This is a genomic window from Streptomyces spectabilis, from assembly GCF_008704795.1.
Classification (GTDB): Bacteria; Actinomycetota; Actinomycetes; order Streptomycetales; family Streptomycetaceae; genus Streptomyces; species Streptomyces spectabilis.
Genome location: NZ_CP023690.1, coordinates 2,404,955 through 2,431,497, shown reverse-complemented (window position 1 = coordinate 2,431,497; position 26,543 = coordinate 2,404,955). Strand labels below are relative to the sequence as shown.

At 73.2% G+C, this 26,543-nt stretch carries 22 protein-coding genes; 13 read left to right on the top strand and 9 right to left on the bottom strand.

The features are described from left to right. Positions 1–12 precede the first annotated feature (12 nt). Positions 13–804: a hypothetical protein gene (locus tag CP982_RS10345; RefSeq protein WP_150510248.1), complete on the bottom strand. Its 792-nt coding sequence runs from the start codon at positions 802–804 to the stop codon at positions 13–15. A 527-nt stretch (positions 805–1,331) separates the two neighbouring features. Between CP982_RS10345 and CP982_RS10340 the strand changes: the two genes are divergently transcribed. Both CP982_RS10340 and CP982_RS10335 read left to right on the top strand, forming a co-directional pair. Beyond that, entirely contained in the window at positions 1,332–1,985 is a 654-nt protein-coding gene (locus CP982_RS10340; RefSeq protein WP_150510247.1) for a LysM peptidoglycan-binding domain-containing protein, read from the top strand. Positions 1,986–2,119: 134 nt separating this feature from the next. Continuing rightward, positions 2,120–2,740 carry a LysM peptidoglycan-binding domain-containing protein gene (locus CP982_RS10335; protein WP_229879720.1) on the top strand — a complete coding sequence of 207 codons (621 nt, stop codon included), beginning with the start codon at positions 2,120–2,122 and terminating at the stop codon, positions 2,738–2,740. Here CP982_RS10335 and CP982_RS10330 read toward each other — a convergent pair. From CP982_RS10330 to CP982_RS10320, 3 genes are read right to left on the bottom strand one after another with little or no spacing between them, the layout of a single operon-like run. Next, positions 2,715–3,425, bottom strand: a complete 711-nt coding sequence (locus tag CP982_RS10330; protein ID WP_150510246.1) for an ABC transporter ATP-binding protein — start codon at positions 3,423–3,425, stop codon at positions 2,715–2,717. The genes CP982_RS10335 and CP982_RS10330 overlap by 26 nt on opposite strands. Continuing rightward, positions 3,422–6,109 (bottom strand): ABC transporter permease subunit, encoded by a 2,688-nt coding sequence (locus CP982_RS10325; protein WP_150510245.1) that lies wholly within the window; start codon positions 6,107–6,109, stop codon positions 3,422–3,424. The genes CP982_RS10330 and CP982_RS10325 overlap by 4 nt, the downstream gene beginning before the upstream one ends. A gap of 4 nt (positions 6,110–6,113) precedes the next feature. After that, positions 6,114–6,629, bottom strand: a complete 516-nt coding sequence (locus CP982_RS10320; protein ID WP_150510244.1) for a hypothetical protein — start codon at positions 6,627–6,629, stop codon at positions 6,114–6,116. 158 nt (positions 6,630–6,787) lie between these two features. Here CP982_RS10320 and CP982_RS10315 point away from each other — a divergent pair, with 158 nt between their 5' ends. From CP982_RS10315 to CP982_RS10295, 5 genes are all read left to right on the top strand, one after another. After that, positions 6,788–7,348, top strand: a complete 561-nt coding sequence (locus CP982_RS10315) for an MTB12 C-terminal domain-containing protein (protein WP_221515433.1) — start codon at positions 6,788–6,790, stop codon at positions 7,346–7,348. 3 nt (positions 7,349–7,351) lie between these two features. Beyond that, on the top strand, positions 7,352–8,659 hold the full coding sequence (locus tag CP982_RS10310; protein ID WP_150510243.1) for an ABC transporter substrate-binding protein: 1,308 nt from the start codon (positions 7,352–7,354) through the stop codon (positions 8,657–8,659). A gap of 162 nt (positions 8,660–8,821) precedes the next feature. Then, complete coding sequence (locus tag CP982_RS10305; protein ID WP_150510242.1) at positions 8,822–10,087, top strand: glycosyltransferase family 4 protein; 1,266 nt, start codon at positions 8,822–8,824, stop codon at positions 10,085–10,087. After that, a complete protein-coding gene (locus CP982_RS10300; RefSeq protein WP_221515432.1) occupies positions 10,084–10,953 on the top strand; it encodes a hypothetical protein in 870 nt (289 codons plus the stop codon). Before CP982_RS10305 ends, CP982_RS10300 begins: the two co-directional genes overlap by 4 nt. A gap of 70 nt (positions 10,954–11,023) precedes the next feature. Further along, on the top strand, positions 11,024–12,079 hold the full coding sequence (locus CP982_RS10295) for a helix-turn-helix transcriptional regulator (protein WP_150510241.1): 1,056 nt from the start codon (positions 11,024–11,026) through the stop codon (positions 12,077–12,079). Here the strand turns inward: CP982_RS10295 and ctaD are convergent. After that, the gene (gene ctaD / locus CP982_RS10290; protein ID WP_150510240.1) at positions 11,964–13,652 is read right to left on the bottom strand and encodes an aa3-type cytochrome oxidase subunit I; all 1,689 of its coding nucleotides are present in this window, start codon (positions 13,650–13,652) and stop codon (positions 11,964–11,966) included. The two genes, CP982_RS10295 and ctaD, sit on opposite strands and share 116 nt — an antisense overlap. Before the next feature lie 472 nt (positions 13,653–14,124). Between ctaD and CP982_RS10285 the strand changes: the two genes are divergently transcribed. Beyond that, a complete protein-coding gene (locus tag CP982_RS10285) occupies positions 14,125–14,340 on the top strand; it encodes an I78 family peptidase inhibitor (RefSeq protein WP_150510239.1) in 216 nt (71 codons plus the stop codon). A 133-nt stretch (positions 14,341–14,473) separates the two neighbouring features. Here the strand turns inward: CP982_RS10285 and CP982_RS10280 are convergent, their stop codons facing one another. After that, positions 14,474–15,505 carry a phosphatase PAP2 family protein gene (locus CP982_RS10280; protein ID WP_150510238.1) on the bottom strand — a complete coding sequence of 344 codons (1,032 nt, stop codon included), beginning with the start codon at positions 15,503–15,505 and terminating at the stop codon, positions 14,474–14,476. A gap of 264 nt (positions 15,506–15,769) precedes the next feature. Next, positions 15,770–16,915 carry a glycosyltransferase family 39 protein gene (locus CP982_RS10275; protein WP_150510237.1) on the bottom strand — a complete coding sequence of 382 codons (1,146 nt, stop codon included), beginning with the start codon at positions 16,913–16,915 and terminating at the stop codon, positions 15,770–15,772. A gap of 260 nt (positions 16,916–17,175) precedes the next feature. Between CP982_RS10275 and CP982_RS10270 the strand changes: the two genes are divergently transcribed. Both CP982_RS10270 and CP982_RS10265 read left to right on the top strand, forming a co-directional pair. Then, positions 17,176–18,795, top strand: coding sequence for an MFS transporter (locus CP982_RS10270; protein ID WP_150510236.1), 1,620 nt, complete (start codon positions 17,176–17,178; stop codon positions 18,793–18,795). A gap of 153 nt (positions 18,796–18,948) precedes the next feature. Continuing rightward, positions 18,949–20,145: an acyl-CoA dehydrogenase family protein gene (locus CP982_RS10265; RefSeq protein ID WP_150510235.1), complete on the top strand. Its 1,197-nt coding sequence runs from the start codon at positions 18,949–18,951 to the stop codon at positions 20,143–20,145. A 9-nt stretch (positions 20,146–20,154) separates the two neighbouring features. On the opposite strand, the gene CP982_RS10260 is transcribed toward CP982_RS10265, so the two are convergent. Then, a complete protein-coding gene (locus tag CP982_RS10260; protein ID WP_150510234.1) occupies positions 20,155–20,598 on the bottom strand; it encodes a cell division protein SepF in 444 nt (147 codons plus the stop codon). 387 nt (positions 20,599–20,985) lie between these two features. Here CP982_RS10260 and CP982_RS10255 point away from each other — a divergent pair, with 387 nt between their 5' ends. Beyond that, positions 20,986–22,236, top strand: coding sequence for a DUF5685 family protein (locus CP982_RS10255; protein WP_184925441.1), 1,251 nt, complete (start codon positions 20,986–20,988; stop codon positions 22,234–22,236). Between the two features lie 22 nt (positions 22,237–22,258). On the opposite strand, the gene CP982_RS10250 is transcribed toward CP982_RS10255, so the two are convergent. After that, positions 22,259–23,200, bottom strand: coding sequence for an ABC transporter substrate-binding protein (locus tag CP982_RS10250; RefSeq protein WP_150510232.1), 942 nt, complete (start codon positions 23,198–23,200; stop codon positions 22,259–22,261). Between the two features lie 644 nt (positions 23,201–23,844). Here CP982_RS10250 and CP982_RS10245 point away from each other — a divergent pair. Both CP982_RS10245 and CP982_RS10240 read left to right on the top strand, forming a co-directional pair. Further along, positions 23,845–24,744, top strand: a complete 900-nt coding sequence (locus tag CP982_RS10245; protein WP_150510231.1) for an amino acid ABC transporter permease — start codon at positions 23,845–23,847, stop codon at positions 24,742–24,744. After that, positions 24,741–26,522 (top strand): FAD/NAD(P)-binding protein, encoded by a 1,782-nt coding sequence (locus tag CP982_RS10240; protein WP_150510230.1) that lies wholly within the window; start codon positions 24,741–24,743, stop codon positions 26,520–26,522. Before CP982_RS10245 ends, CP982_RS10240 begins: the two co-directional genes overlap by 4 nt. Positions 26,523–26,543 lie beyond the last annotated feature (21 nt).

Sequence of the window (26,543 nt, the reverse complement as noted above, 5' to 3'; positions counted from 1 at the left end):
CCCCAATGTGGCTCAGGTGCCCGCCAGCGGCATCGCGCAGGCGACCAGCTGGCCCCGGGAGGCCGCGCGGTCGAGCGCGCCGCGCAGCAGGTCCTCGCGGGGCTGGCGGCCGACGGTGCCCGACGGGGTCGCGTACAGCAGGACCGACTGGAGCTTGTTGGCCGCCGCGCGCCAGCCGTCGGTGACCTGGAGCGGCTGGTGGGCCTGCCACCAGGCGACCGGGGACCCGCCGCTCGTGCCGGGCTGGAGGATGGCGTGCAGCTGGCCCACGGCGAGCAGCACCGACCAGCCGTGCAGCGTCGGGGGCACGCCCGCGAGCGAGGTCACCGGCATGAAGCCGTGCTCGATCAGGAGCGGCAGGAAGTCGTCGCCGCCGCCGGGGGCCGCGCCCGGCCGTGCGATGGGGCCGGTCGGCTCGACGACGAGCGCGGGGTGCAGCTCGCCCTCGATGAGGACGAGGCCGCTGGTGACGCCGAGCACGGCCTGTTCGGGGGCGGTGTCGGCGGGGCGCTGCGCCGGCACGGTGTCCTCGCCGGTGATGGACCGTACGGCGCCCTGGAGCTGCTCCTCGGAGACCTCGACGATCTGGGACGGCAGGCAGGAGGCGTGGGCGAAGGCGAGCACGGCCGTCTCGTCGCCGACGAACAGGACCGTGCTGGTGCGCTCGCGCTCGGAGTCGCCCGGGGTGCGGCAGGACGTGCAGTCGTAGGCGCCCGGGGCGTTCTCTCCGGCGAGCAGACGGTCGGCTTCTTCGTCGCCGATCTCGGCGCGTACCTCGTCGCTGAGGTCGAGCATGCGCGGCACGGGGACTCCTCGGAATCGATGCGTGGGGTGTCCGGGTGGTGCCCGGCTCATAAAGGAGACAACGGGCGATCAGTGGCCCAAGTCACGCACGAGAGGCGCGGAATTGAACTAACCGAAGCAGAGGGTGAGTTGATGGGCGGAATTCGTCACTCCGCGCCAACACCTGCTGCGTACAAGCAAGTTGGCACGGTGAAGTGAGTCACAGATCGCCAGGTCGGCAACCCGCTAAATGCCGATATGTACGAATGAAAAGGGTGTCCGAAAGTCGCCGATACTCCAGGTAACGGGCAACTGGCCTGGAATGACGAGGAGTCGGTTGATGGCGGGGCGGGACGGCTTCTAGATTCCACGGCCGTGTGCAGCGAGCACCGCTCGGGTACGTCCGCCGGTCGCGCCGGTCAGCTTGATCACGAAGGCGCGGCGGAGCACCACCGTCCCGGCGGACGGGGCTCGGCGGGACCCCGGCGCAGGACGCGTACGGGACCCGCGGGGCCAGGGGGAGCCCGGGTCCTCCGAGAGGGAAATCCATGTCCGAACGTCCCAGGAACATTCGCAAGACGGCAGTGCTCGGCGGAGCCGCGCTCCTCGCGCCGCTGGGCCTGCTCGCCGCGACCGGGCAGGCCGCGGCGGACAGCGGAGTGTGGGACCGGATCGCCCGCTGCGAGAGCGGCGGCAACTGGCAGATCAACACCGGCAACGGCTACTACGGCGGACTCCAGTTCTCCGCCGGGACCTGGCGGGCGTACGGCGGCGGGGCGTACGCGCCGACCGCCGACCAGGCCTCCAAGGCCCAGCAGATCGCCGTCGCGGCGAAGGTCCAGCGCGCTCAGGGGTGGGGCGCCTGGCCGTCGTGCTCGGCACGGGCGGGTGCCTCCGGGCCCGCTCCCGGAGCGGCCGCGCCACAGGCCGCGCCCCGGCCCGCGCCCAAGCCCGCGGTGCCCAAGGCGGCGCCAGGGACCGCGCCGAAGGCCGCCGAGCAGCCGCGCGCGTACCGCGCGCCCGGTCACGCCGACCGGGGCACCACGCGCGGCTCCGGCGGCTACGTGGTGCGCCAGGGCGACACGCTCAGCCGCATCGCCGCCGCGCACGGCGTCGGCTGGCAGCGGCTCTACGCCGTCAACCAGGGCGTCATCGGCGGTGACCCGAACCTGATCGTGCCCGGGCAGCGCCTGGCGATCTGACGGCCCCGACCGTCCTCTCCGGCCCGGCGCCGGAACCCACGTGCGGCCCCGCCCCGTCCGCTGACCGGGTGGGGTCGCGCACGCGGCGGCGCGGCACGGCGGGCCCCCGCGCGGGACCTGCGTAACGTGGCCCGATGCACTCGACGCACCCGATGTCGCACCGACGTCCAAGGTTCGTGACGTCGCTCGCCGCCGCGGCCCTGATGCTCGCGGCGCCCTCGGTCGCCGTGTCCGCCGCGGTGGCCTCGCCCCCGCCCCCACGGCCCGGCCCGGCCGTCACCACGTACCTGTACGACTGCTCCCGCACCGACGGGCCGTGGAACTGTCTCGCCGAGTGCGAGAGCAGCGGCCGGTGGCACATCAACACCGGCAACAACTACTACGGAGGGCTCCAGTTCAAGCAGTCCACCTGGGTGGAGCACGGCGGTCTCGACTACGCCCCGCGCGCGGACCTCGCCACCCGGGAGGAGCAGATCGTGGTCGCCCGCAAGGTGCTGCTCAACCAGGGCTGGCAGGCCTGGCCCGTCTGCTCGAAGAAGGTCAAGGAGGCCAACCTCGACCATCTGGCGCTGCTGCCCGAGGGCCGCACGCACGTCGTGAAGCGCGGCGAGACCCTCAGCTCCCTGGCCCGGCGGTACCGGGTCGAGGGCGGCTGGAAGGCCCTCTACCAGGCCAACCGGCACATCGTCGGGCCGCGCCCCGACCGCCTCGCGATCGGCACGGTCCTCGTCATCCCGGAGCGGGCGAAGGCCTGACACCGCCGTCCGGCGGCCGCCCGAGCTCGGCGAGCTCGCCGCGGAACACCACCTCGCCGCGGCGCAGCTCGTACGCCAGTGCCGCGAGGCCCGCGCGCCCGCGCAGTCCGGGCGGCGGCCGCTGCTCGGCGACGACCACGCACGCGTCCAGGTCCCCGAGCAGCTCGTACGTACGGGACGCGACGGCCGGGGACATGCCCTGGGTCGGCTCGTCGGCGAGGACCACAGGGGCGCGGGAGAGCAGCGCGCGGGACAGCGCCAGCATGCGCTGCTCGCCGCCCGACAGGGTGCCCGCGCGGCGGGCCAGGAGCGGGCGCAGCTCGGGGTAGGCCGCGAGGGCGGGTGCCACATCGCCTCCGGCGTGGGCGAGGTCCAGGTTCTCGCGGACGGTGAGGCTGCCGAAGACGGCCTGCCGGTCCGGTACGAAGCACAGGCCCCGGCGGGCGCGTTCGTACGCCGCGAGCCGGGTGACGTCCGTGCCGTCCCAGACGACGGCGCCCCCGGACAGCGGGACGGTCCCGGCGAGCGCCCGCAGCGCGGTGGTGCGGCCCGAGCCGTTGCGGCCGAGCAGGACGGTCAGGCCGGGGGCGGGGGCGGCGATGCTCACGCCGTGCAGGGCCTCAAGGGGGCCGTAGCGCACGCGCGCGGCCCGCAGTTCGAGGGAGCTGGGGCGGGCCGGGCTCACGGTGCCCCGCCGTCGAGCACTTCGTCCGCCGGGCCCGAGGCGATGATCCGGCCCGCCGTCAGGACGTGCACCGTGTCGGCGAGGCCCGCGACCAGGTCCAGGTCGTGCTCGACCACCAGGAGAGCGGTGCCGTCGGCCGCGAGGGCGCGCAGCACACGGGCGAGCGCGGTCACCTCGCCGGTGTCCAGGCCCGCGGCGGGCTCGTCCAGGAGCAGCACGTGCGGGTCGCCCGCCAGCGCGCGGGCCAGCTCGACGCGGCGCAGCGTGCCCGTCGGCAGCCCCGCGGCCGGGCGGTCGCGCACGGACGCGAGGTCGAACAGACGCAGCGCCCGGTCGACCGCCGCCGCGTCGCGGACCCGGCCCTGTTCGGCGCCCACGCGCACGTTCTCGGCGACGGTCAGCGTCGGGAAGACCGCGAGCTGCTGGAACGTACGGGCCACGCCCGCGCGGGTGCGGGCGTGCGCGGGCAGCCGGGTGAGGTCCCGCCCCCCGAAGGCCACCCGCCCCCGATCGGGCCGCACCGTCCCGGCCAGACAGTGGAAGAGACTGCTCTTGCCCGCCCCATTGGGCCCTACGACAGCGGTCACCTGGCCGGGGACGACGCTGAGGGACACCCCACGCAACACGGCGAAGCCACCGTAGGAGAGGAACAGCCCATCGGCGACGAGAACTTCCCCCTCCTCTCCGCTGTGGGCAATCGTCCCGCTGGGCGAGTGGGGCATCCCCTGCTCGAGCGAAGCCGAGAGCTTGGGGAAGGGTGGGCACAGCGCCGGGCGCCCAGCACCGTTGGCCGGGGCCGGGGCCGGGGCCGGGGCCGGGGCCGGGGCCGGGACGGGAGCTGGGATCAGGGCGACCCGCACCCGGGCCCCCAGCGGCGTGAGCCGGGGCCGCCGCCGAAGCCTTCGGGTAGCCGCGCGCAGCGCCTCGTACGGCCCCCCGGGAAAGCGGCCGATCAGTATGGCAAGCACCCCGATGACCGCGGCCGCCACCCCGCCCCGGGCCCCCGCGTCGAGCCCCACGAGCAGCGCCGCCGCGACCAGCGCGCCGAGCAGGCTGTCCGCGCCGAGCACGACCACCGCCGCGAACCACAGCAGACCCCGCACCGGGTCGTACGCCCCGGGGTCGAACGCCCGCAGGCCCATCCCCAGCATCCCGCCCCCCAGGGCGGCGAGCGCCGCGCCGGTCACGAACGCCGCGAGCTTCAGCGTGCGCACCGCGACCCCGGCCGCCGCCGCCCCTGCCTCGTGGTCCCGCATCGCGGCGAGGGCCCGCCCCGTGCGGCCGCGCCGCAGCGCCGCGACGAGCACCAGCGCGCCGCCGAGCAGGGCCAGTTCGAGCAGGTAGTACGCGCGGTCACCGGTGAAGCCCGCGGGGCGCTCCAGGGTGAGGCCCGACGTCGCGTACGGCTGTGCGAACACGAAGCGGCTGACCCCGACCCCGACCGCGAGGGTCGCGAGGGCGAGGGCCAGGCCGTGCCGGCTGATGGCGGGCCAGCCGGTGAGCAGGCCGAGCGGCGCGACGAGCAGCACGGCCACCGCGAGGGCGGGCAGCGCGGGCAGTTCGGGGAGCCCGGGGAAGCGGCCGCTGGTGAGCAGCGCGGTGAACAGCGCGCCCAGGCCCGCGTACGCCGCCTGGCCCAGGGAGATCTGGCCGCCCCTGCCGGTGACGACGACGAGCGAGAGCAGGATGACGGCGAGGGCGGGGACCTGTACGGACGTGGTGAGGTCCGAGCCCGCGAAGCCGAACGGGAGCAGGAAGAGGACCACGGCCACTATCCACGCGCCGGGCGGGGTGGGGACGCGCGCGGTGGCCGTGCGGGGCAGCGCGTCCCGGGTGCCCACGCCGGGCAGGACGAGCGCGGCGACGAGCAGGGCCACCACGAAGAGGTTCGCGCCCACCGCCTGGAGCAGGGGCTCGCGCCAGCCGGACGGGTGCAGGCGCGTCAGCTGGCTCTGCGCGACGCCGATGCCGAGCGCCACCACGACCGCCACCGGGAGGTTCCGCATCCGGGCCGCCACGGCGACGGCCATCACCTCCATGACGAGCAGGGGCATGCCGTACGGGTCGAGCCGGACGTAGGGGGCGAGGAGCACGCCGGTCAGGCCCGCCGTGAACGAGCCGAAGGCCCAGCCCGCCGCGGCGACCCGGTCCGCGTCGATCCCGGCGAGCACCGCGAGGCGGCGGTCGTCGACCACCGCGCGCAGCTCCTCGCCGAAGCGGGTGAAGCGGGTGAGGGCCCAGACGGCGAGCACGAGCGCCACGGCCGCCGCGAGCTGGCCCCAGGGGTCGGCCGAGACGAGCGTCGGCGCGTCCGCGCGGGCGCCCTGCCCCCACATTAGCGCCGCCCCGCCGACGAGCAGGATGAAGACGCCGATGGAGGCCACCAGGGTCTGCGCGGGGTCGCCGCCCAGGACGGCGAGGGGGCGGAAGACGGCGCGTTCGAGGACCAGGCCGATGGCGGGGGCCACCACGAGGAGCGTGATCGCCGCGGCGAGCGGAAGGGGCACGCCCCACTCGACGGTGAGCTGGCGCAGCAGATAGGCGCAGACCATCGCGATCGCGCCGTGCGCGAAGTTGAGTACGCCGGTCGCGCGGTAGGTGACGACGAGGCCGATGCCGGTGAGGGCGGCCGCACTGCCGACGGAGAGCCCGGCCAGGGTGAGGTCGTAGCTCAGGGAGGCCACCGGGTCAGGCCTCCGGGGGCTCTTGCGGCCGGGGTCCCGGCGGTGCGCAGATCGGGCACGGGGTCAGGCCGTCGGCGGCCGGGGCCGCGGGGTCGACGGCGGCCGCCCCCGGCTTGCCCGCGATCAGCGGGCAGTCCGCGCGGTGCCACAGCGTCCCGTCGGGCACGGCGCGCAGCTCCTCGCTCGTCGCCACCGGGCCCGTCGCCCGTTCGGCCCCCGCGGCCGCCGGGTCCTGGCCCTCGACGGCCACGAGCAGGGCGTACAGCTCCTCGACGCGGGCCGCGGCGAGCGCGCCCCTGCCGTGGGCGAGGAGCACCGCGCCCGCGACGATCAGCGCGGCGCCCGGCACCGTGCAGGACGCGAGGTAGGGCAGCTGCCGCTCGGCGAAGCGCTCGCCGGAGATCCCGTACCAGCCGATGACGCACAGGACCGCGCCGGTCGCGAGCGCGGCGAAGGCCGCCCACAGCATCGGGTGCACCGCCCGAAGCCGGGCCGCGCGCGAGGCGGCGGGAGATGTCATCGAGGCCCCCCTGGGAGACGGCAAGCGACTGACAGATGCTCAACAGGTGCCTGGTGGGTCTGTTCACGGCAGCCAATGGCTTGCACTATGCCTTCTGGAAGCTGACCCTGAAAGCACCGGGCGCTCTTCGCCCGGACCGACACCCGGTGGTGAGCCAGATGGTTCTCTGGACCAGCCCCAGGCGGGGGAGCGATCTTCGGCGGGGGAGGGTGCGGAGCACGGCCCTGGCGGCCGCCGCGGTCCTGCTCCTCGTCCCCGCCGCCGTGGCCTGCGGCGACGACAGCGGGGACGACAGCGGCAGCCCGCCGCCGCAGCCGTCCGTGGAGACGACGAGCAAGGCGGGTGACGCCGCCGAGCCCGAAGACCCGGAGGCGGCCGAGAAGGAGGTCCGCGCGAACTGGGAGAAGTTCTTCGACCCGGCGGTGTCCCTCAAGGACAAGGAGGCCGTCCTGGAGAACGGCGCCGAGATGCGTCAGGTCCTGCAGGGCTTCAGCGGGGACGAGCGCGGCAGGCAGGTCCGGGCGCGGGTGGCGAAGGTCGAGTTCACGTCGGCGAAGGACGCCGACGTGACGTACGCGCTGACCTTGAAGGGCGCGACCGCGCTGCCGAGCGCGAGCGGCACCGCCGTCAACGAGGACGACACCTGGAAGGTGTCCGTCAAGACGCTGTGCGCGCTCGTCAAGCTGAGCGGCAACAAGTCGCCAGGACCGGGCTGCTGAGACTTGGGCCGCCCACGGACCGTCGTGGCCGCGCTCGCCGTGGCGGCGCTCCTGGGGAGCGCCGCCTGCGGCAGCCGGCTGCCGGAGAGCGACTTCGAGCGGCGCGCGCCGTCGGGCGGGGTGCCGTCCGGCGGCGGCCCGCCCCTGCGGGTCGGCGTCATCACCAGCGCCACCAGCCCCGTGGGCGGCTCCGCCTTCACCGGGCCGCGGGACGGCGCCAAGGCCTACTTCGCGCGCCTCAACGAGCGCGGCGGGATCGCCGGACGCGAGGTCGAGGTGCACACCTGCGACGACGGCGGCAGCGGCGTCGGCAACAACGCGTGCGTGCACAAGCTGCTCGACGAGCAGAAGGTCGTCGCCCTGGTGGCCACCACCGTCCTGGACTACGCGGGCGCGCCCCGGGTGTCCGAGGCGGGCGTGCCCGACATCGGCGGCCAGCCGATCGGCTCCGCGTACGACACCTATCCGCACCTGTACGGGATCTACGGCAGCCTCGCACCGCGCGCGGGCAAGCCGGGCTGGGACGGCGAGCTGTACGGCGGCACCGAGGTCTACCGCTACTTCAAACGCGAGCAGGGCGCCCGCACGGCCGCCGTGGTCTCCTACAACCAGGCCGCGTCGGCGGCGTACGCGCGCCTGGTGAAGCGCGGTCTGGAGGCCGAGGGCTACAAGGTCGTCACCGAGCAGGTCGACTTCGCGCTGCCGAACTTCCGCGCGGTCGCGGCCGACCTCAAGGACCAGGGCGCCGATCTGGTCTTCGACGCCATGGACACGCACGGCAACGCGCGCCTGTGCGCGGCCATGGACGACGTGGGCGCGAAGGTCACCGCGAAGGTCACGAACGTACAGAACTGGACAGCCACCGTCGCCGACGACTACAAGGACGCGCCGCGCTGCCGCAACGCCCTGTGGGCGACCGGTTCCAGCCGCAACTACGAGGACACCGGCCACCCGGCGGTGCGGGCGTTCCGCGACGGCATGAAGAAGGCGGGCAAGGGGGCGGGATCGCTCTCGCAGTGGCAGCTGGAGGGCTGGGCGGCGGCCCTGTGGTTCACGGCCGCGGCCCGCTCCTGCGCGGCCTCCGGCGACGACGTCACCCGCGCCTGCGTGGACCGCTTCATGAGCCGTGGCAAGCCCTACGACGCCGAGGGGCTGCTGCTTCCGGTGACGTACGAGCGACGGACCGAGCCGCCGGGGACGCGCCGGACGTGTGTGTCCGTGGCCCGCTGGAAGGACGATGAGGGCTGGGTCACACAGGGGGACATGAACGCCAACTGCTTCCGGGTACCGCAGCTCTCCTACCAGCCATGACCGGTGTACCACTCACGGAGTTCCCCGTTCCGCATTGCGATCGCGCATCCGTTCAGGAACAAGGCGGGATCTCGACCCAACCCTTGGCCTGAGATTCCCGTCTAACCCTTCGGTAGGCGGACGAGACGGCTGTCCGCGGGTATACGCGGAATACGGGTACGTATGCATATCTCTTTCCTGATTCACAACGCGTACGGGATCGGAGGGACGATCCGGACCACGTACAACTTGGCGAACACCCTCGCCGAGCAGCACGACGTGGAGATCGTCTCGGCGCTGCGTCACCGCGACGAGCCGGTCTTCGCGCCGGACCCGCGCATCAGGCTCAGCCACCTCGTCGACATCAGGAAGGACAGTCCCGGCTACGACGGCGACAGAGCGGCCTACGCCGCCCCGGCCAAGGTCTTCCCCAGCGCCGAGGGCCGCTACGCGCAGTACAGCGCGCTCACCGACGAGCGCATCGCGGCCCACCTCAAGTCGCTCAGGGCCGACGTCGTCATCGGCACCAGGCCCGGACTGAACGTGCACGTGGCCCGGCAGACCCGGCGCGGCGTGCTGCGCGTCGGCCAGGAGCACCTCACGCTCGACAGCCACTCCGACGAGCTGCGCCTCCAGCTGCGCAGCGTCTACCCCCGCCTCGACGTCCTCACCACCACGACCGAGGCCGACGCGCGCGACTACCGCAAGCGGATGCGACTGCCCGGCGTGCACGTCCAGGCCGTGCCGAATCCGGTGCCCGCGCCCGGCATCGAGCCCGCCGACGGCTCCCACAAGTGGGTCGTCGCCGCCGGGCGGCTCGCCCCCGTCAAGCGGTACGACCTGCTGATCCGCGCCTTCGACACCGTGCGCAGGGAGCGCCCCGACTGGCGCCTGCGCATCTACGGCGGCGGCCGCCAGAAGGACAAGCTGCGCCGGCTGATCGACGACCTCGGCCTGTACAACCACGTCTTCCTCATGGGCCCCGCCCACCCCATCGAGCCCGAGTGGGCCAAGGGCTCCATCGCGGCCGTCAGCTCCAGCCTCGAGTCCTTCGGCATGACCATCGTCGAGGCCATGCGCTGCGGCCTCCCGGTCGTCGCCACCGACTGCCCGCACGGCCCCGGCGAGATCATCGACAACGGCGTCGACGGCCGTCTCGTCGAGGTCGGCAACGCCGACGCCATGGCGGGCGGCCTGCTCGAACTCATCAACGACGACGCGCTGCGCCACCGGATGGCGGACGCCGCGCTTGAGGACTCCGAACGCTTCGACCCGGCCCGCATCGCCGAGCGCTACGAGGTGATGTTCAACGGCATGCTCCAGCGCGGCGGCTCGCTGGGCGGCCGGGTGCGCGGCACGATGCACCGCGCCAGGGGAGCGCTGCTCGGCGGCGCGTACGCCGTTCGGGACGCCGGAAGAACCGCACCGACGAAGGGGCGCTTGGCATGACGGCCGTGTCCACCCGGGACACCATCGGATCCAGTGACGACGCGCGCGAGGCCGAGCGGGGGCATGCACAGGCGCCCGCGCCCAAGGCGGACTGCATCGCCGACTCCGCGGGCGGGCTCACCTTCGACGTCACCGATCCCGGCGAGACGGAGACCGCGCATCTGCTGCTGCGCCTGCGGGACTCCGACCCCGTCGCGGAGGTGCGGCTTCCGCTCACCCCCGCGGGCGACGGGCGGCTGCGCGCCGCGCTGCCCAGCAGCGTCGAGCTCGCCGAGGGCCGCTGGAACGCGTACGCGCTCGTGGACGGCGGGGAGCCGCGCCGCCTCATGCCCGGCGTCAACGACCTGCGCTCACTCGTCGACCGCGCGCCGAGCGGCAGCCGCGGCCACGTCTCCGTGCGCATTCCGTACGCCACCAAGCAGGGGAACCTCTCGGTGCGCGCCTGGGTGCGGGCGCCGCACGCGGAGGCCGGTGAGCTGCGCATCACCGACACCGGGCTCACCGCGCACGGCCGTGTGTACGGCACGGAGCTCACCCCGGACGCGCGGGTCGAGGCGGTCTTCCGCAAGGAGCCCGAGCGGGTCGTGCGCGCCGGCGTCACGGCCGGGGGCCCGGAGTTCGACGTCACGCTGCGGTACGGCGACCTCGCCGCCGGGCGCGGCCCCTGGGACCTGTGGCTGCTGCCGCGGGGCGACGAGGGGCCGCGCGTGCGCCTGGCCCGGCTGCTCGACGACGTCGCGGACAAGAAGCCGATCTTCACCTACCCGGTGACGGCCGTCGAAGGCCCGGACGGGCCGGTCGAGGCAGGCCCGTACTACACCAACGACAACGACCTGGCGGTGCGCGTACGGGCCGTCGCGGTCTGAGGGCACGCACGTCGTGCGGGCTCACCATCGAGGACCGTAGCTGTCCGCGAGAGACGGCAGAATCGGCTCCATGTTGGAGACTTCCGCACGACTGCTCCGTCTGCTCTCGCTGCTCCAGGCCCACCGCGAATGGTCGGGCGCGGACCTCGCCGAGCGCCTCGGCGTGACCGCGCGCACGATCCGCCGGGACGTGGACCGGCTGCGCGAGCTCGGCTACCCGGTCAACGCGAGCCCCGGCACCGGCGGCGGCTACCAGCTGGGCGCGGGCGCCGAGCTGCCCCCGCTGCTGCTCGACGACGACGAGGCGGTCGCCGTCGCCGTGGGCCTGCGCACCGCCGCGGGACAGGGCATCGAGGGCATCGGCGAGAGCTCGGTGCGGGCCCTCGGCAAGCTCGAACAGGTGCTTCCGCACCGGCTGCGGCGGCGGGTCGGCGCCCTGAACGCCTTCACCGTGCCGATGCTGCACACGCCCCGGCAGCAGGCCGTGGACGCCTCCGTGCTCACCGAACTCGCCGCCGTCTGCCGGGACTCCGAGCGCCTGCGCTTCGACTACCAGGACCACGGCGGCAGTTCGAGCCGCCGCCTCGTGGAGCCGCACCGCCTGGTGTGCACCGAGCGCCGCTGGTACCTCGTCGCCTGGGACCTGGACCGCCAGGACTGGCGCACCTTCCGCGCGGACCGGATCGTGCCCCGGCCGCCGCACGGCCCGCGCTGCGCGCCCCGCACCCCGCCCGCCGACGACCTCGCCGCGTACGTCTCCGCGGGCGTGTCGACCCGCGCCTACGCCGAGCAGTCCACGGTCCGGCTGTTCGTCTCCCTGGAGGAGGCGACGCAGCGGGTGAGGCCGCTGGACGGCACCCTGGAGGCCGAGACCGAGCACACCTGTCTGCTGCGCACGGGGGCGGCGAGCCTGGAGTTCCTGGTCTTCCACGTGATGTTCCTGGGCTTCGAGTTCGAGGTGGTCGAGCCCGTGGAGGTGCTCGACCGGATCCGCTCGCTCAGGGACGTGCTCAGCCGGGCCCTGGACCGGGGTGCCGGGTCTGGTCGTCCGGCGACCGGAACGCCGCGTACTCCGGATGGTGCAGATCGAACGCCGGGGACTCGGAGCGGATCCGGGGCAGCGTGACGAAGTTGTGCCGAGGCGGCGGGCAGGAGGTCGCCCACTCCAGGGAGCGGCCGAACCCCCAGGGGTCGTCGACGTCCACCTTCTCGCCGTACTTGGCCGTCTTCCAGACGTTGTAGAGGAACGGCAGCGTGGAGATGCCGAGCAGGAAGGCGCCGATGGTCGAGATGGTGTTGAGCACCGTGAAGCCGTCCGCGTCCAGGTAGTCCGCGTACCGCCGGGGCATGCCCTCCGCGCCCAGCCAGTGCTGGACCAGGAACGTGGCGTGGAAGCCCACGAACAGCGTCCAGAAGTGCATCTTGCCCAGGCGTTCGTCGAGCATCTTGCCGGTGAGCTTCGGCCACCAGAAGTAGAAGCCGCCGAAGGTCGCGAAGACGACCGTGCCGAACACCACGTAGTGGAAGTGCGCCACGACGAAGTACGAGTCGGTGACGTGGAAGTCGATCGGCGGCGAGGCGAGCAGGACGCCCGTCAGACCGCCGAACAGGAACGACACCAGGAAGCCGACCGCCCACAGCATCGGCGTCTCGAAGGACAGCGAGCCCTTGAGCATGGTGCCCGTCCAGTTGAAGAACTTCACCCCGGTGGGCACCGCGATCAGGAACGACATGAACGAGAAGAACGGCAGCAGGACCGCGCCGGTGGCGAACATGTGGTGCGCCCACACGACCACCGACAGACCGGTGATCGCCATCGTCGCGCCGACGAGCGGCAGATAGCCGAAGATCGGCTTCCGGCTGAACACCGGGATGATCTCCGTGATGATGCCGAAGAACGGCAGCGCGATGATGTAGACCTCCGGATGCCCGAAGAACCAGAAGAGGTGCTGCCACAGCAGCGCGCCTCCGAACTGGGCGTCGAAGACCACGGAGTGGAAGCGCCGGTCCGCCTCCAGGACGAGCAGGGCGGCCGCGAGCACCGGGAACGCGATCAGCACCAGGACCGAGGTGAACAAGACGTTCCAGGTGAAGATGGGCAGCCGGAACATCGTCATCCCCGGGGCCCGCATCCCGATGATGGTGGTCAGGAAGTTCACCGAGCCGAGGATCGTGCCGAACCCGGACAGGGCGAGGCCCATGATCCACAGGTCGGCGCCGATGCCGGGCGACCGCTCCAGGCTGTTGAGGGGCGCGTACGCGAACCAGCCGAAGGCCGCCGGGCCGCCCGGCACGAGCAGCGAGCCGAGCACCATCAGACCGCCGAAGAGGAACAGCCAGTACGAGAGCATGTTCAGCCGCGGGAACGCCACGTCGGGCGAGCCGATCTGCAGCGGCATGATCTCGTTGGCGAAGCCCGCGAACGTCGGTGTCGCGAACAGCAGCAGCATGATCGTGCCGTGCATCGTGAAGAGCTGGTTGAACTCCTCGTTGGACACCACCTGGAGCCCCGGGCGGGCGAGCTCGGCCCGCATCAGGAGCGCCATCACGCCGGCGATCAGGAAGAAGACGAACGACGTGATCAGATAGAGGTGGCCGATCTTCTTGTGGTCGGTGGTGGTCAGCCAGTCGACGAGGATCCCGCCGCGTGTCCGCCGCGCCGGGCGCTCCGCCGCCGCCCGCACCGTCTGCGTCCCCATCCGCCTGCCCCTTCGCTGTCGCGTCCCGGGCTGCCCGAAGCACAGGCCATGATGCTCGCGTGCCCCCGACTCCGACAGGGGGCGTACGGCACTCCGGCGCCGGGGCGTGCTCCGGCTCGCGGGCGGGGAATCATGAATTCCCCGCACTCCGTCACCTTCCGCGCAGCGCCCGGGAATCCGGAATGCGGGGGATCCGCGGAGGGTTTCCAGAAGTATTCGCGCGAGGTTTCAAACGCAACTCGGGCGGGAGTCGAGAGGATTTTCCGACGGTGCCTCAAGAGAGCCGCGAGAGCTTCGGAGTTCGGCCGGAATTCCGCTGCGGCGAGGGCGGAACCGCCCGTACGTGTGACGCGGATAGGGCGAAACGCACGTCGTGATCCTGTGACAAAAGCGTGACCGGAGGGGGACCCGTGACGCATGGTGCGTCGCTCCGGCCTTCCCCCGCGGGATTCGGCCGCCTAACGTGGCGGACATGGCACCCATCCCGACCCCGCCCGCCGAGCCCCAGGACGCCCCGGACTCCTACGTCGGCCTCGACGCCGCCGAAGCCGAGAGCCGGGCGCGCGCCCGCGGCTGGTCCACCGTCAGGTCGCTGCCGCCGGGCACGTTCATCACCATGGAGTACCTCGCGGGGCGGCTGAACTTCGAGGTCGAGGGCGGCCGGGTCAAGCGCTGCTGGAAGGGCTGAGCCCGCCGCCCCGTCCGAGCGCCCCGGCTCCTTGTGCGAAGAGTACGAAGGCCCCGGCTCCTTGGCGGAGCCGGGGCCTTCGTGGTGCGGGAGTCAGTTGTGCGTACCGGTTCCCGCGGTCCTCGGGGGCGGCTCAGGCGCCCGTGACGGGCCGGGCCGACGCGCCGCGCACCCGCTCCGGGTGCGGCGGGCGGCGGGGGCCCGTGGGGGTCACCGGGGTGCGCTCGTAGCGGGCCGTGTGCGGGCCGGGGGCGAGGTAGGCCGGGGTGCGGGGCCTGCCCGCGGCGACGGGCTCGCGCACCGGCGGCTGCTCGCCGCCGGGGCTCGGAGCGTTGCCGGAGGCCGGGGCCGCGCCCGGGGACGTCCGCTGCGGCACCAGCGCGGGGGCCGGGACGGAAGCGGCCGGGGGACGGGCCCGCAGCCGGTCCCGCAGGCCGAGGACGAACGGCTCGACCCGGGCGACGAGCGGCTCGAACCAGGGCAGCGCGAGCAGGATGAGGAGACCCGCGGCCCAGCCGAGGAAGACGTCGCTCAGCCAGTGCGTGCCCAGGTAGACGGTGGTGAGGCCGACGCTCAGGGAGACCACGGCGGACAGCGCCGACAGATAGCGCCGGGTCACCGGCGTCGAGGCCAGATAGGCGAGGATTCCCCAGGTCACGACGGCGTTGGCGGTGTGGCCCGAAGGGAATATATCGCCGCCCTGCCCCATCTCGTTCGAGCCGATCACGGTGGCGTAGTGCGGGCCGAGGCGGCCCATGCCGATCTTGGCGGCGCCGACCGTGGCGTTGAGGAGCAGCAGTGCCGTGCCGAACATCAGGAGCGGGCGGAGCGTGTGCTGCCGCCAGGAGCGCCAGCCCAGCCAGGCCGCGACCATCACGGCGGTGGGGCCGCGCTGGCCGAGCACGACCCAGTAGTCGAGGAAGCCGTGGATCTCGGGCCACTGCTGGTACGGCCGGAAGAACATGACCTGCCAGTCGAACCGCACGAGCCAGGAGGTGACCAGGACGGCGACCACGATGGCGAGGTAGAACGCCAGGGTCGCGCTGAAGAGCACGACTCTGTGCCGGCTCATCCTCGGCACATCGAGATGAACCGGCCGTTCCGGCTCACGGTCAAGACGGGCGAAGAGCCGGTCCAGACGGGTCAGGTTTCGTTCGGTACGCACCCAATCGACGTTACAGCGAGTGAGCGCCGTTCCCGGTCGAATCGGTGGGGTTGTGATGACGATGTGATGTGGCATTGCTCTCAGGCCCCGGCGTATTCCCGCCGTAATGCCTTTTCAATCAGGGTCGTTTTACCCAATTCGTTGATCATCGGCCTCGGGGTTTTAGGGCGCTTATGAATTCGTTCACCGGGATCTGGCGCGGAATTCTCCGGGCGCTCACCGGGCCGCCCGGAGGGCGGCCCCAGGGAAATGATCTTGGCGTGATCAGGGGGGCCCCGAGCCGTTCAGCCAGAACGCCCCGTACACCGCGCCGGCCACGGCCACACCACCGATGACCAGCACCGATCTCGACGTACGACGGCGTGCGAGCGCCACCGCCAGGGGCAGCAGGAGGGGGAAGGCGGGCATCAGGAGGCGTGGTTTGGAGCCGAAGTAGCCCGCGGCGCACAGGGCGAGCACCAGGACGACCCCGGTGTAGACGAGCAGCGGCAGCGGCTGGCGCTGCCGCACCCCGACGACGTACAGCCAGATCAGCAGCGCGACGCCGACGATCAGGCCGAGCCCGGCGAGCGCGCCCGGCACGGAGGTGAACTTGTCGCCGATGAACCGCGCGAAGGCGTAGCCGCCGTCGAAGCCGTTGCCCCACCCCTCCTGCACGTCCAGATAGCCGAAGAGCCCGCCGCCCGTGCGGTGCCCGACCCACAGCACGTACGCCGCGGCGCCGAGCGGGGCGAGCAGCGCGCCGAGCGCGACCCGCGCGCCGATCCGCCCGCGGCGGCGCACCTCGACGACGGCCGCCGCCCACAGCGCCAGGACCACGGCCCCGCCCACAGGGCGGGTGAGCCCGGCGAACGAGGCGAGGAGCCCCGCCGTCACCCAGCGCCCGGTGAGCACCGCGTACAGCGACCAGGCGGCGAGCGCCGTGAACAGCGACTCGCTGTACGCCATCGACTGCACGATGCCGACCGGAAGGACTGCCCACAGCGCCACGGCGCACACGCCCGCCCTGCGGCCGTACAGGCGGTCCGCGACGGCGAAGATCCCGCCCGCCGCGCACAGCGAGGCGACCGCGCTCACCACCAGGCCCGCGTCCGCGTGGCCCAGCGGACCGACCCCCGCCACCAGCCGCTCAAGCCACGGGAGCAGCGGGAAGAACGCGAGGTTGGAGTGCACGCTGCCGTCCGGCAGGGTCACCTCCCAGCCGTAGCCGTGCTCGGCCACGCGCACGTACCAGAGGGAGTCCCAGCGGGCGGAGAGCAACGTGTGCGGGCTCTTGCCCGTCCCCGCGCACCACGCGGCCAGGGCCGCGAGTCCCAGGGCACGCACCCCCGCGTACACGAGCAGCGCGAGCGCTGCCGCGTGGCGCCTTGAGGTGGTGCCCCCTGCGGGGGGCTTTTCAAGATCGGTCACCGGGCGATTATCCCCGTCCGTACGTCCCACCTGGGGGTCCGCCCCAGGTGCCCGGCGCACAGGGGCGGCTGGTTCTGTGGTGCACGCCACATGCCTGTGGGGCAACCGTGAGAGGTCCGCCACGCGCGGTGCGGCGGGACTCGCGTACGCTGACGGCCACTCGCCGTTCACAGCCGCCACAGCCGGACGACCCGATCCCGTTGGGTTCCACCGGATCCCGCTGGGCCGCACTTCGCGAGGTATCACTGGGAGGTACGCACATGTCCGGGACGACCACGGCCGCCGCTCCATCCGGCCGTCGGCCCCCCGGCGCGGGCGCCAACCGCTGGGTCGTGCTCGTCGTCCTCTGCGTCAGCCTGCTGCTCGTCGCCGTCGACGCCACCGTCCTGCACGTCGCCGTGCCCGCCGTCACCGAGGACCTCAAGCCCGGCGCGATCGAGCTGCTGTGGATCGTGGACATCTATCCGCTGGTCTGCGCCGCGCTGCTGATCCTGTTCGGCACGCTCGGGGACCGCGTCGGGCGCAGACGCGTGCTGCTGCTCGGCTACGGCCTCTTCGGCGTGGCCTCGGCGGTCGCGGCCCTCGCGGACACCGCCCAGGTGCTCATCGTCGCCCGCGCGCTGCTCGGCGTCGGCGGCGCCATGATCATGCCCGCGACGCTCTCGATCCTGCGCCAGGTCTTCCCCGACCGGCGCGAGCGGGCGCTCGCCATCGGCATCTGGAGCGCGGTGGCCGCCGTGGGCGCGGCCGTCGGACCGCTGCTCGGCGGCTTCCTCCTCGAACACTTCTGGTGGGGCTCGGTCTTCCTCATCAACATCCCGCTGATGCTCATCAGCCTGCCCGTCGGCCGCTGGCTGCTGCCCGAGTCGACCGGCGAGCGCGACGGGCCGTGGGACGTCGTCGGCGCGCTGATGGCGGCGGGCGGGCTCTTCTGCCTCGTCCTCGGCGTCAAGCGGCTCGGCAGCGGCGAGTCTCCGCTCGGCTCGACGACGCTGCTGGCCCTCGCCGTCGGCACCGGCCTGCTCGTCGCCTTCGTCCGCAGACAGCGGCGGCGCACGCATCCGCTCGTCGACCTGGCGATGTTCACCCGACCCGCGTTCAGCACGTCCGTCGGGTGCATCGTGCTCGCGATGCTCGCCCTCGTCGGCCTGGAGCTGATCGCCGCCCAGTACCTCCAGCTGGTCCTCGGCCTGTCCCCGCTGGAGACCGGCCTCCGGCTCCTGCCGCTCACCATCGCCGCCATGGCCGCGGGCCTCGTCGGCGCCCGGATGCTCCAGCGCTTCGGGCCGCGCCGCATGGTCGCCTCCGGCTTCGGCCTCACCGCGCTCGCCGTGGTCGCGCTGACGGGGATGGGCGGCGACGACAACGCCCCGCTGCTGCTCGTCGGCTTCGTGCTGCTCGGCTTCGGCCTGGAGACCACGCTCTTCGGGGCGTACGAGTCCATGCTCAGCGAGGCGCCGCAGACCCAGGCGGGCGGCGCGGCGGCCATCGGCGAGACCTCGTACCAACTGGGCGCGGGCATCGGCATCGCGCTGCTCGGCAGCGTCATGAACGCGGCGTACGCACCCGGACTCTCCTCGGTGCGGGGCGTGCCCGCGGCGGACAGCGCGGCCGCCGGGCACTCCCTCGGGGAGGCCTACGAGGTCGCGGACCGGCTCGGCGGGGGCCAGGGAGCGGCCCTGCGGACCGCCGCGCGCGACTCCTTCGTGCACGGCCTGCACGTGACCCTCCTGGTCAGCGCGGGCCTGCTGCTGCTCGGCGCGCTCGCGGCGCTGCGGCTGCCGCGGCGCATGGAGTGCGGGGGCCCTGCCGGGCAGGGCGAACCGGAGATGCCGGTGCCCCGTGACGGCGCGGGCGTCCCCGCGGAATCTCTCCGCTGAGGTTGATCGGCCTGCGGCCTCGTCCTCAAACGCCGGACGGGCTGGATCCTCCGGGGCCAGGTCGCTCTGGACGTCGGGTGGTGCGCGTCGTAGCGTCAGCCGGGCCGTATGTGACTACCAGCGCTAGTTAAGAACGCTCCGCCGGAGGCCCGCATGTCGTCCGCAAGCAGCCGTACCCGCCCGCCCTTCGACCCCGCCGACTTCCTCGGCGTCGACGACCTGCTCGAACCGGAGGACCTCGCCGTCCGCGCCACCGTCCGGTCCTGGGCGGCCGACCGCGTGCTTCCGCACATCGCCGAGTGGTACGAGAGCGGCGAGCTGCCCCAGGTGCGCGAACTCGCCCGCGAGCTCGGCTCGATCGGCGCGCTCGGCATGTCGCTCACCGGCTACGGCTGCGCGGGCGCGAGCGCCGTGCAGTACGGGCTCGCCTGTCTGGAGCTGGAGGCGGCCGACTCCGGCATCCGCTCGCTCGTCTCGGTGCAGGGCTCGCTCGCCATGTACGCGATCTGGAGGTTCGGCTCCGAGGAGCAGAAGCAGCGGTGGCTGCCGGGCATGGCCGCGGGCGAGACCATCGGCTGCTTCGGGCTCACCGAGCCGGACCACGGCTCCGACCCGGCGTCCATGCGCACGTACGCGAAGAGGGACGGCACCGACTGGGTCCTCACCGGGCGCAAGATGTGGATCACCAACGGCTCGGTCGCGGGCGTGGCCGTGGTGTGGGCGCAGACCGACGACGGCATCCGCGGCTTCGCGGTGCCCACCGACACGCCGGGCTTCTCCGCCCCGGAGATCAAGCACAAGTGGTCACTGCGCGCCAGCGTCACCAGCGAGCTGGTCCTGGACGAGGTGCGGCTGCCCGCCGACGCGGCGCTGCCCGGCGTCACCGGGCTCAAGGGGCCGCTGAGCTGTCTGACGCACGCGCGCTACGGCATCGTGTGGGGCGCGATGGGCGCGGCCCGCGCCAGCTTCGAGTCCGCCGTGGAGTACGCCAGGACCCGTGAGCAGTTCGGCAGGCCCATCGGCGGCTTCCAGCTCACCCAGGCCAAGCTCGCCGACATGGCGGTCGAACTGCACAAGGGAATCCTGCTCGCGCACCACCTCGGGCGGCGCATGGACGCCGGGACCCTCAGGCCCGAGCAGGTCAGCTTCGGCAAGCTCAACAACGTACGGGAGGCGATCGAGATCTGCCGCACCGCGCGCACGATCCTCGGCGCCAACGGGATCTCCCTGGAGTACCCCGTGATGCGGCACGCGACGAACCTCGAGTCGGTGCTCACCTACGAGGGCACCGTCGAGATGCATCAGCTGGTGCTCGGCAAGGCACTCACCGGAATCGACGCCTTCCGGTGAGGCCCCGCCTCAGCTCTGGTTGAAGAAGCCGTCCGCGCGGCGCCCGGGGCCCTCGCCGTTGACGATCTCGGTGTGGGCCGGGGTCAGCAGGAAGACCCGGTGCGCCACCCGGTCGATGGACCCGCGCAGTCCGAAGATGAGCCCGGCCGCGAAGTCGACGACGCGCTTGGCGTCGCCGGGCTCCATCGCCGTGAGGTTCACGATGACCGGAACCCCGTCGCGGAAGAGCTCGCCGATGCCCCGGGCGTCGCGGAAGCTGTCGGGCGTGACGGTGCCGATCCGCGCGCCCTTGTCCTCGGCCGCGTCCGACGCCACCTTCACGCGCGGGTCCGTGACCCAGGCCTCGGCCTCGGCGCTGTCGGCCCCGTCGTCTTCGTAGCCGTCGTAGTAGCGCTCGTTGTTGTTGTCGTCGACGAGGCCAAGCCAGGCACTCGCCTTGCGCACCGATCCCATGGACGCCTCCTCTCGCTGCGGTCTGCTCGTGTTCCGCACCCCTATCGTCGTCCATGATGCGGATGGTGCGCCAAGGGGATAGACGCCGCACGGGGGTTTCGTGACGGTACTGGTGCACAGTCAACAGGCCGACACGCGTGATTCTTCAAGGGGATTGCCGCGCACGGCTGCTGACTGAGAGTGAAATATGATTTCTCGCGGCGTCCGGGTGACGAGCGGTGCGTCCGGGTGAACGGGCCGGTCGATACGATGCCCCGCGTGAGGTCCGCGCCACGGCGCCGAGACGCCGTTGACGGACCGTCAGTAGTCGTCCGACCACGCGCCGGACCGCCGGTGCGCCGCGCACGCGACGCGTCGGGCGCACGGGGGAGCACACGGGGGAACGTCTTGTTCGGAATCGTCAGGCCCTGCGCCCACCGCCTCGGTGACGGGCTCAAGACCCAGTGGATGGCGCACTTGTGCGGGCTCTGCCTCGCGCTGCGCGGAGACCACGGACAGTTCGCGCGCGTCGTGACCAACTACGACGGGCTCATCATCTCGGTCCTGACGGAGGCTCAGGCCGAGCGCGCCACCGGCCGGCGGCGCACCGCGGGCCCCTGCCCGCTGCGCGGCATGCGCACCGCCTCGGTCGCCCGCGGCGAGGGCGCGCGGCTCGCCGCCGCCGTCTCGCTGGTGCTGGCCTCCGCCAAGGTGCGCGACCACGTCGTCGACGGCGACGGCCTGTTGGCCCGCAGGCCGGTGGCCGCCGCGGCGCGCCGGATCGCCGGGCGCTGGGACCGGGCGGGCGCGCGCACCGGCGCAGACGTGGGCTTCGACACGGCCGTCCTCGTCGACGCCGTGGAGCGGCAGGAGGGCATCGAGGCCCTGGCGGGCCCCGGCACCTCCCTGCTCACCGTCACCGAGCCCACCGAGACGGCCACCGCGGCCGCCTTCGCGCACACCGCCGTCCTCGCGGGCCGCCCCGGCAACGCGGAGCCGCTCGCCGAGGCGGGGCGGCTCTTCGGGCGGCTCGCGCATCTGCTCGACGCCGTGGAGGACCGGCAGGCCGACGCCGCCGCCGGCGCCTGGAACCCGATCACGGCCACCGGCGCCACGGCCGCCGAGGCGCGCCGCCTCGCCGACGACGCGCTGCACGGCATCCGGCTCGCGCTCGGCGAGGTGGAGTTCACCGACGCCGGGCTCGCGCACTTCCTGCTCGTGCACGAGCTGGCCCGGTCGGTGGACCGGGCGTTCGGGACGGCGACCTGCGGGCACACCGTGACGGCGTACGACGGTTCGTACGGCGGCGGGAGCGGGCAGGGGCCCTACGGCGGCTCCGGCGCGTACGGCGGCGGGTCGCCCTACGGGGACGGCGGGGCTCACTACGGCGGCGCGGCCGGGGGCGGTCACGGCGGCCCGGGCGGCGACGGCCACGGCGGTGGCCACGGCGGCGGGGGCTTCGGCCCCTGGTCCGGGGAGCCGAAGAAGCCGCGCGGGTTCTGGGCGGGCTGCCTGGTCGCGATCGGCCTGTGCTGCACGTGCCAGCTGTGCTGCGCCCGCGAGTACGAGGGGCCGTGGTCCCGGAAGAAGCGCGAGGGTGCCTGCCGGGACTGCGACTGCCCGTGCGACTGCTGCGAGTGCTGTGCGTGCGACTGCTGAGCGCGGTCCCGGGGGGTGCCGGTCAGTCCTTGATCTCCGGCGGTGAGATCCGGGACGCGTCGATCGCCGACGCCCGGGTGCCCCACTTCTTGAGGATGCGGTCGTACGTCCCGTCCTCGATGAGCTGATTGACCGCCGCCTGGAACGCGGGCGCCAGCTTCGTGCCCTTCTTGAACGCGAAGCCCACGTCCAGGCGGTGGAACTCGCCGAGGAACCTCAGGCCCGGCTGCTGCTCGACCGCGTACCGCAGGCCGTTGATGGTCGACATCACCACGTCGCTGCGGCCCTGCTGGAGCGAGCCCCAGAGCGCGCCCTGCTCGGTGTACGTCTTCACGCTGTACGGCTTCTCGCCCGCGTCCGCGCACACGTGCTTGTTGTCCTCCAGGGTCACCTCGAACGTGGTGCCCGCGCCGGTGGCCACGGTCAGGCCGCACAGCCGGCGGAAGTCCGTCACCTTCTTGAGCTTGCTGTCGTCGCGGACGGCGAAGCCCTGGCCGTCGTTGATGTAGGTGACGAAGTCGATCGTCCTGCGCCGCTCGTCGGTCACGCCGAAGTTGCCGGTGCCCAGGTCGTACTTGCCGCTGCCGAGGGCCGGCAGGATCGCCTCGAAGCTCGCGGTCTCCCGCTGCAGGCGCAGGCCGAGGACCTTGGCGACGGCCTGGGCGAAGTCGATGTCCTGGCCGACGACGGTCTTGCCGTCCTCCAGGTACGCGGAGCCCGGTGGGGTGCCGCCGACGCTGGTGGCGATTCTGAGGGTGCCGCGCTCGCGGACGTCGGGCGGCAGGAGCGCCGCCGCCTTCCCGTCCTTCTCGACCGAGGACACCACGTCCGTCGTCGGGAGCCCGGCGCTCTTGCCCGCGGGCGCCGAGGCGTCGGAGGAGCCGCCGGAGCCGCACGCGGTGAGCGCGAGCGCGGCGGCGGTGATCATGGCGAAGGCGGAAAGGGACGTGCGGGACGTGCGCATGGCGTGACGTTCTCCGGGGTCGGGGCACGAAGGCGGGGCGGAAGGCGGGGCGAGCGAGGGGAGGGGTGTGGCCGCGTACGCGTACGCGTGGGAAGGCGGGGGCAACCGCGCACGGGGGCGCGGGAGTTACGGATGTGCGGACGTACGGGACCGCGCGCGTACGGGGGTACGGGCGCGCCGCGTGCGGACGAGCGGGAGTGCGAGGTGCGGGAGTGCCGGAGTGCCTGAGCGCCGGAGAACGTGAGACGACCGGTCCGGATGGTGGGACGCGGTGGACTTGGTGGGCGAAAGGCCCAAAGGCGCGGCGGGGCGGTCGGCTCAGAAGAGCATCAACAAGACGCCGACCACACACGACCGAAGTCGATGTGGGAGCGTGTGACCAGCCACTGCTGCGGATGCATGAGCACAAGTGGAACAGGCATCCGGTAGGGCGTCAACTGCGTTGAGACGTACGGCTCATATTCTGGACAGGTGCGGGGGACGGCTCCCGGGACGGCCTTGACAGCGGGCGCGACGTGCCGCGTAGTCTCAGGAGACGGACTCGTGCTGAGGGGCTCGGTCCGTGCGGGCCGGTCGGCCCGCCGTGGCCCGCGTGGCGCACGCGGCGCATGTGAAGGCATCACTCGCACCATCGGAGCCTTCGCATGCCATCCGACGCCCTCACCAAGGCCGACGCCCTCACCAAAGGCGGCGCCCTCACCAAGGCGGCCGTCCAGCGGCCCGACCCTCCCCGGCGGCATCCGGACGAACCCCGCGTCGTGCCCCGGCGCCATCTCGGTCAGTGGACGGCGGCCGTCCTCGTCGTCGCGGCGCTCGCGCTCGCCCTGAACTCCGTCGTGCGCAACGACGCCTTCCAGTGGAGCGTCGTCGGCGACTACTTCACCACCGCCGCCGTGCTGCGCGGACTGTGGCTCACGCTGTGGCTGACCGCCGCCGTGATGGTGCTCGGCTTCGCACTCGGCACCCTGCTCGCCCTCGGCCGACTGTCCACCAACCCCGTTCTGCGGGCGGTCAGTTGGGGCTACGTCTGGTTCTTCCGGTCGATGCCGATCCTGGTGCAGCTCCTCTTCTGGTTCAACATCGGCGCGCTGTACCCGACGCTGCTCGGCGTCAGGACCGTCGACCTGCTCGGGCCCGTGACCATCGCCGTCATCGGGCTCACCCTGCACGAGGCCGCGTACGCCGCCGAGGTCGTGCGCGGCGGCATCCTCTCCGTCGACCGGGGCCAGACCGAGGCCGCGCAGTCCCTCGGGCTCGGCCGGTGGCGCCGCTTCCGGAGGATCGTGCTGCCGCAGGCCATGCGCTCCATCGTGCCCCCTGCGGGCAACATGCTGATCGGCACGCTCAAGGGCACCTCGATCGTCAGCGTCATCGCCGTACAGGACCTGCTGTACTCCGTGCAGCTCGTGTACCACCGCACCTACCAGGTCATCCCGCTCCTGCTCGTCGCCACGCTCTGGTACGTCGTCGTCACCTCCGTGCTCAGCGTCGGCCAGTACTACGTGGAGCGGCACTACGCGCGCGGCTCGGAGCTCGCCCGATGAGCACCGCGGCCCCCTCGGCGGTGGCGGGCACGCCCACGCTCGTGATCGTGGGAGCGGGCCCGCGCGCCACCGGCATCATCGAGCGCATCGCCGCCAACGCGCCGACCCTGTACGCCGGTGCGCGCCTGGACATCCACCTCGTCGACCCGTACCCCCCGGGACCCGGGCGGATCTGGCGGGAGCGGCAGTCGCCGCTGCTCTGGATGAACTCGCACGCACAGGACGTCACCCTCTTCACCGACGACACGGTGGAGGTGGCGGGCCCCGTCAGACCCGGTCCCGCGCTGCACGAATGGGCGGGTGTCGACGGGCAGACCTTCGCCGGACGCCCCACGCAGGGCGCCTATCTGCGCTGGGTGTACGAGACGTCCGTGGCCGCGCTGCCGCCCGGCATCGCCGTCCACCACCACGCCCGCCGCGCCCTGCGGCTCACCGGGCCCCGCGCGGGCCGCCAGCGCGTGTGGCTCGAAGGCAGCCCGCGGCCCCTGCTCGGCGACCTCGTGATCCTCGCCCAGGGCCACCTCGACGCCGAACCCGACGCCGAGCAGCGGCACCTGGCGCGCCACGCCCGGCGGCACGGGCTCGTGCACCTGCCACCCGACTTCACCGCGGACAGCGACCTCGGCGCCCTCGAACCCGGCCAGGACGTGCTGGTGCGCGGCTTCGGCCTCGCCTTCGTCGACCTCATGGTGCTCCTCACCGAAGGGCGCGGCGGCCGCTACGACGGCGACACCTATGTGCCGTCGGGCCGCGAGCCGGTCCTGCACGTCGGCTCGCGGCGCGGCGTGCCGTACCACTCCAAGCTCGGCTACGCCTGGGACGACGGCGAACGGCCGCCGCTGCCGCGCCACTTGGGTCCGGCGCAGATCGACGAGCTGCTCGCCAGGCCCGGCGGCTTCGACTTCGCGCGCGACGTGTGGCCGTTGGCCGAGAAGGAGCTGGGCTTCGCCCACTACCACCGCCTGTTCAGCGCGCACCCCGAGCGCACGGCCATGGCCTGGCACGACTTCGACGAGAAGTACGCGGCCTGCCCGCCCGGCAGCCCCGAGCTGCACGCCCTGGTCTCCGCCGCCGTGCCCGACCCCGCCGACCGGCTCGACCTCACCGCCCTCGACCACCCGCTCGACGGCGTCCGCCACTCCTCGTACGAAGGGCTCCAAGAGGGGCTCCGGGCCTACATCACCGCCGACCTGGCCCGCCGTCACGACCCCGCGCACAGCCCCGACCTCGCCGTCTTCCTCGGGCTGCTCTCCGTCTACGGGCAGCTCACCCGGCTCGGCGACATCGGGCCGTGGTGGCACGGCTACTTCAGCTACCTCGCGTCGGGGCCGCCCGGGCCGCGCCTGCGCCAACTGCTCGCCCTGTCCCGCGCGGGCATCGTGCGGTTCCTCGGCGCGGACCTGCGCATCGAGGCGCGCGACGGGGTGTTCCGGGCCACCAGCGCCACCGTGCCCGGACAGCACACGGAGGCCCGCGCCCTGGTGGAGGCGCGCCTTCCGCAGCCCACGCTCGCCCGCACCCGCGACCCGCTGCTGCGCGCCCTGCACGCCGAGGGGGTGGCCGAGACGCCCGACGGGCTGCTCGCCGTCGACCCCGCCGACGGCCGGGTCCGGGACCGCGCGGGAAGGCCGCATCCGCGCCGCTTCGCCCTCGGCCCGCACACCGACGCGCGCGGCGCGGGCGCCTTCACCCGGCCGCGGACCAACAGCCCGTCCTTCCGGCAGAACGACGCCACCGCGCGCGCCGTTCTCACCTTCCTGCACGAGGCCGGGCGGTGACCGCCGCCCGAGAGAGGTGTT

Coding starts and splice junctions, on each gene's coding strand:
- CP982_RS10340 (WP_150510247.1), top strand. CDS start 1,332: ATGTCCGAACGTCCCAGGAACATTCGCAAGACGGCAGTGCTCGGCGGA.
- CP982_RS10335 (WP_229879720.1), top strand. CDS start 2,120: ATGCACTCGACGCACCCGATGTCGCACCGACGTCCAAGGTTCGTGACG.
- CP982_RS10320 (WP_150510244.1), bottom strand. CDS start 6,629: ATGACATCTCCCGCCGCCTCGCGCGCGGCCCGGCTTCGGGCGGTGCAC.
- CP982_RS10315 (WP_221515433.1), top strand. CDS start 6,788: ATGGTTCTCTGGACCAGCCCCAGGCGGGGGAGCGATCTTCGGCGGGGG.
- CP982_RS10305 (WP_150510242.1), top strand. CDS start 8,822: ATGCATATCTCTTTCCTGATTCACAACGCGTACGGGATCGGAGGGACG.
- CP982_RS10300 (WP_221515432.1), top strand. CDS start 10,084: ATGACGGCCGTGTCCACCCGGGACACCATCGGATCCAGTGACGACGCG.
- CP982_RS10295 (WP_150510241.1), top strand. CDS start 11,024: ATGTTGGAGACTTCCGCACGACTGCTCCGTCTGCTCTCGCTGCTCCAG.
- ctaD (WP_150510240.1), bottom strand. CDS start 13,652: ATGGGGACGCAGACGGTGCGGGCGGCGGCGGAGCGCCCGGCGCGGCGG.
- CP982_RS10285 (WP_150510239.1), top strand. CDS start 14,125: ATGGCACCCATCCCGACCCCGCCCGCCGAGCCCCAGGACGCCCCGGAC.
- CP982_RS10270 (WP_150510236.1), top strand. CDS start 17,176: ATGTCCGGGACGACCACGGCCGCCGCTCCATCCGGCCGTCGGCCCCCC.
- CP982_RS10265 (WP_150510235.1), top strand. CDS start 18,949: ATGTCGTCCGCAAGCAGCCGTACCCGCCCGCCCTTCGACCCCGCCGAC.
- CP982_RS10260 (WP_150510234.1), bottom strand. CDS start 20,598: ATGGGATCGGTGCGCAAGGCGAGTGCCTGGCTTGGCCTCGTCGACGAC.
- CP982_RS10250 (WP_150510232.1), bottom strand. CDS start 23,200: ATGCGCACGTCCCGCACGTCCCTTTCCGCCTTCGCCATGATCACCGCC.
- CP982_RS10245 (WP_150510231.1), top strand. CDS start 23,845: ATGCCATCCGACGCCCTCACCAAGGCCGACGCCCTCACCAAAGGCGGC.
- CP982_RS10240 (WP_150510230.1), top strand. CDS start 24,741: ATGAGCACCGCGGCCCCCTCGGCGGTGGCGGGCACGCCCACGCTCGTG.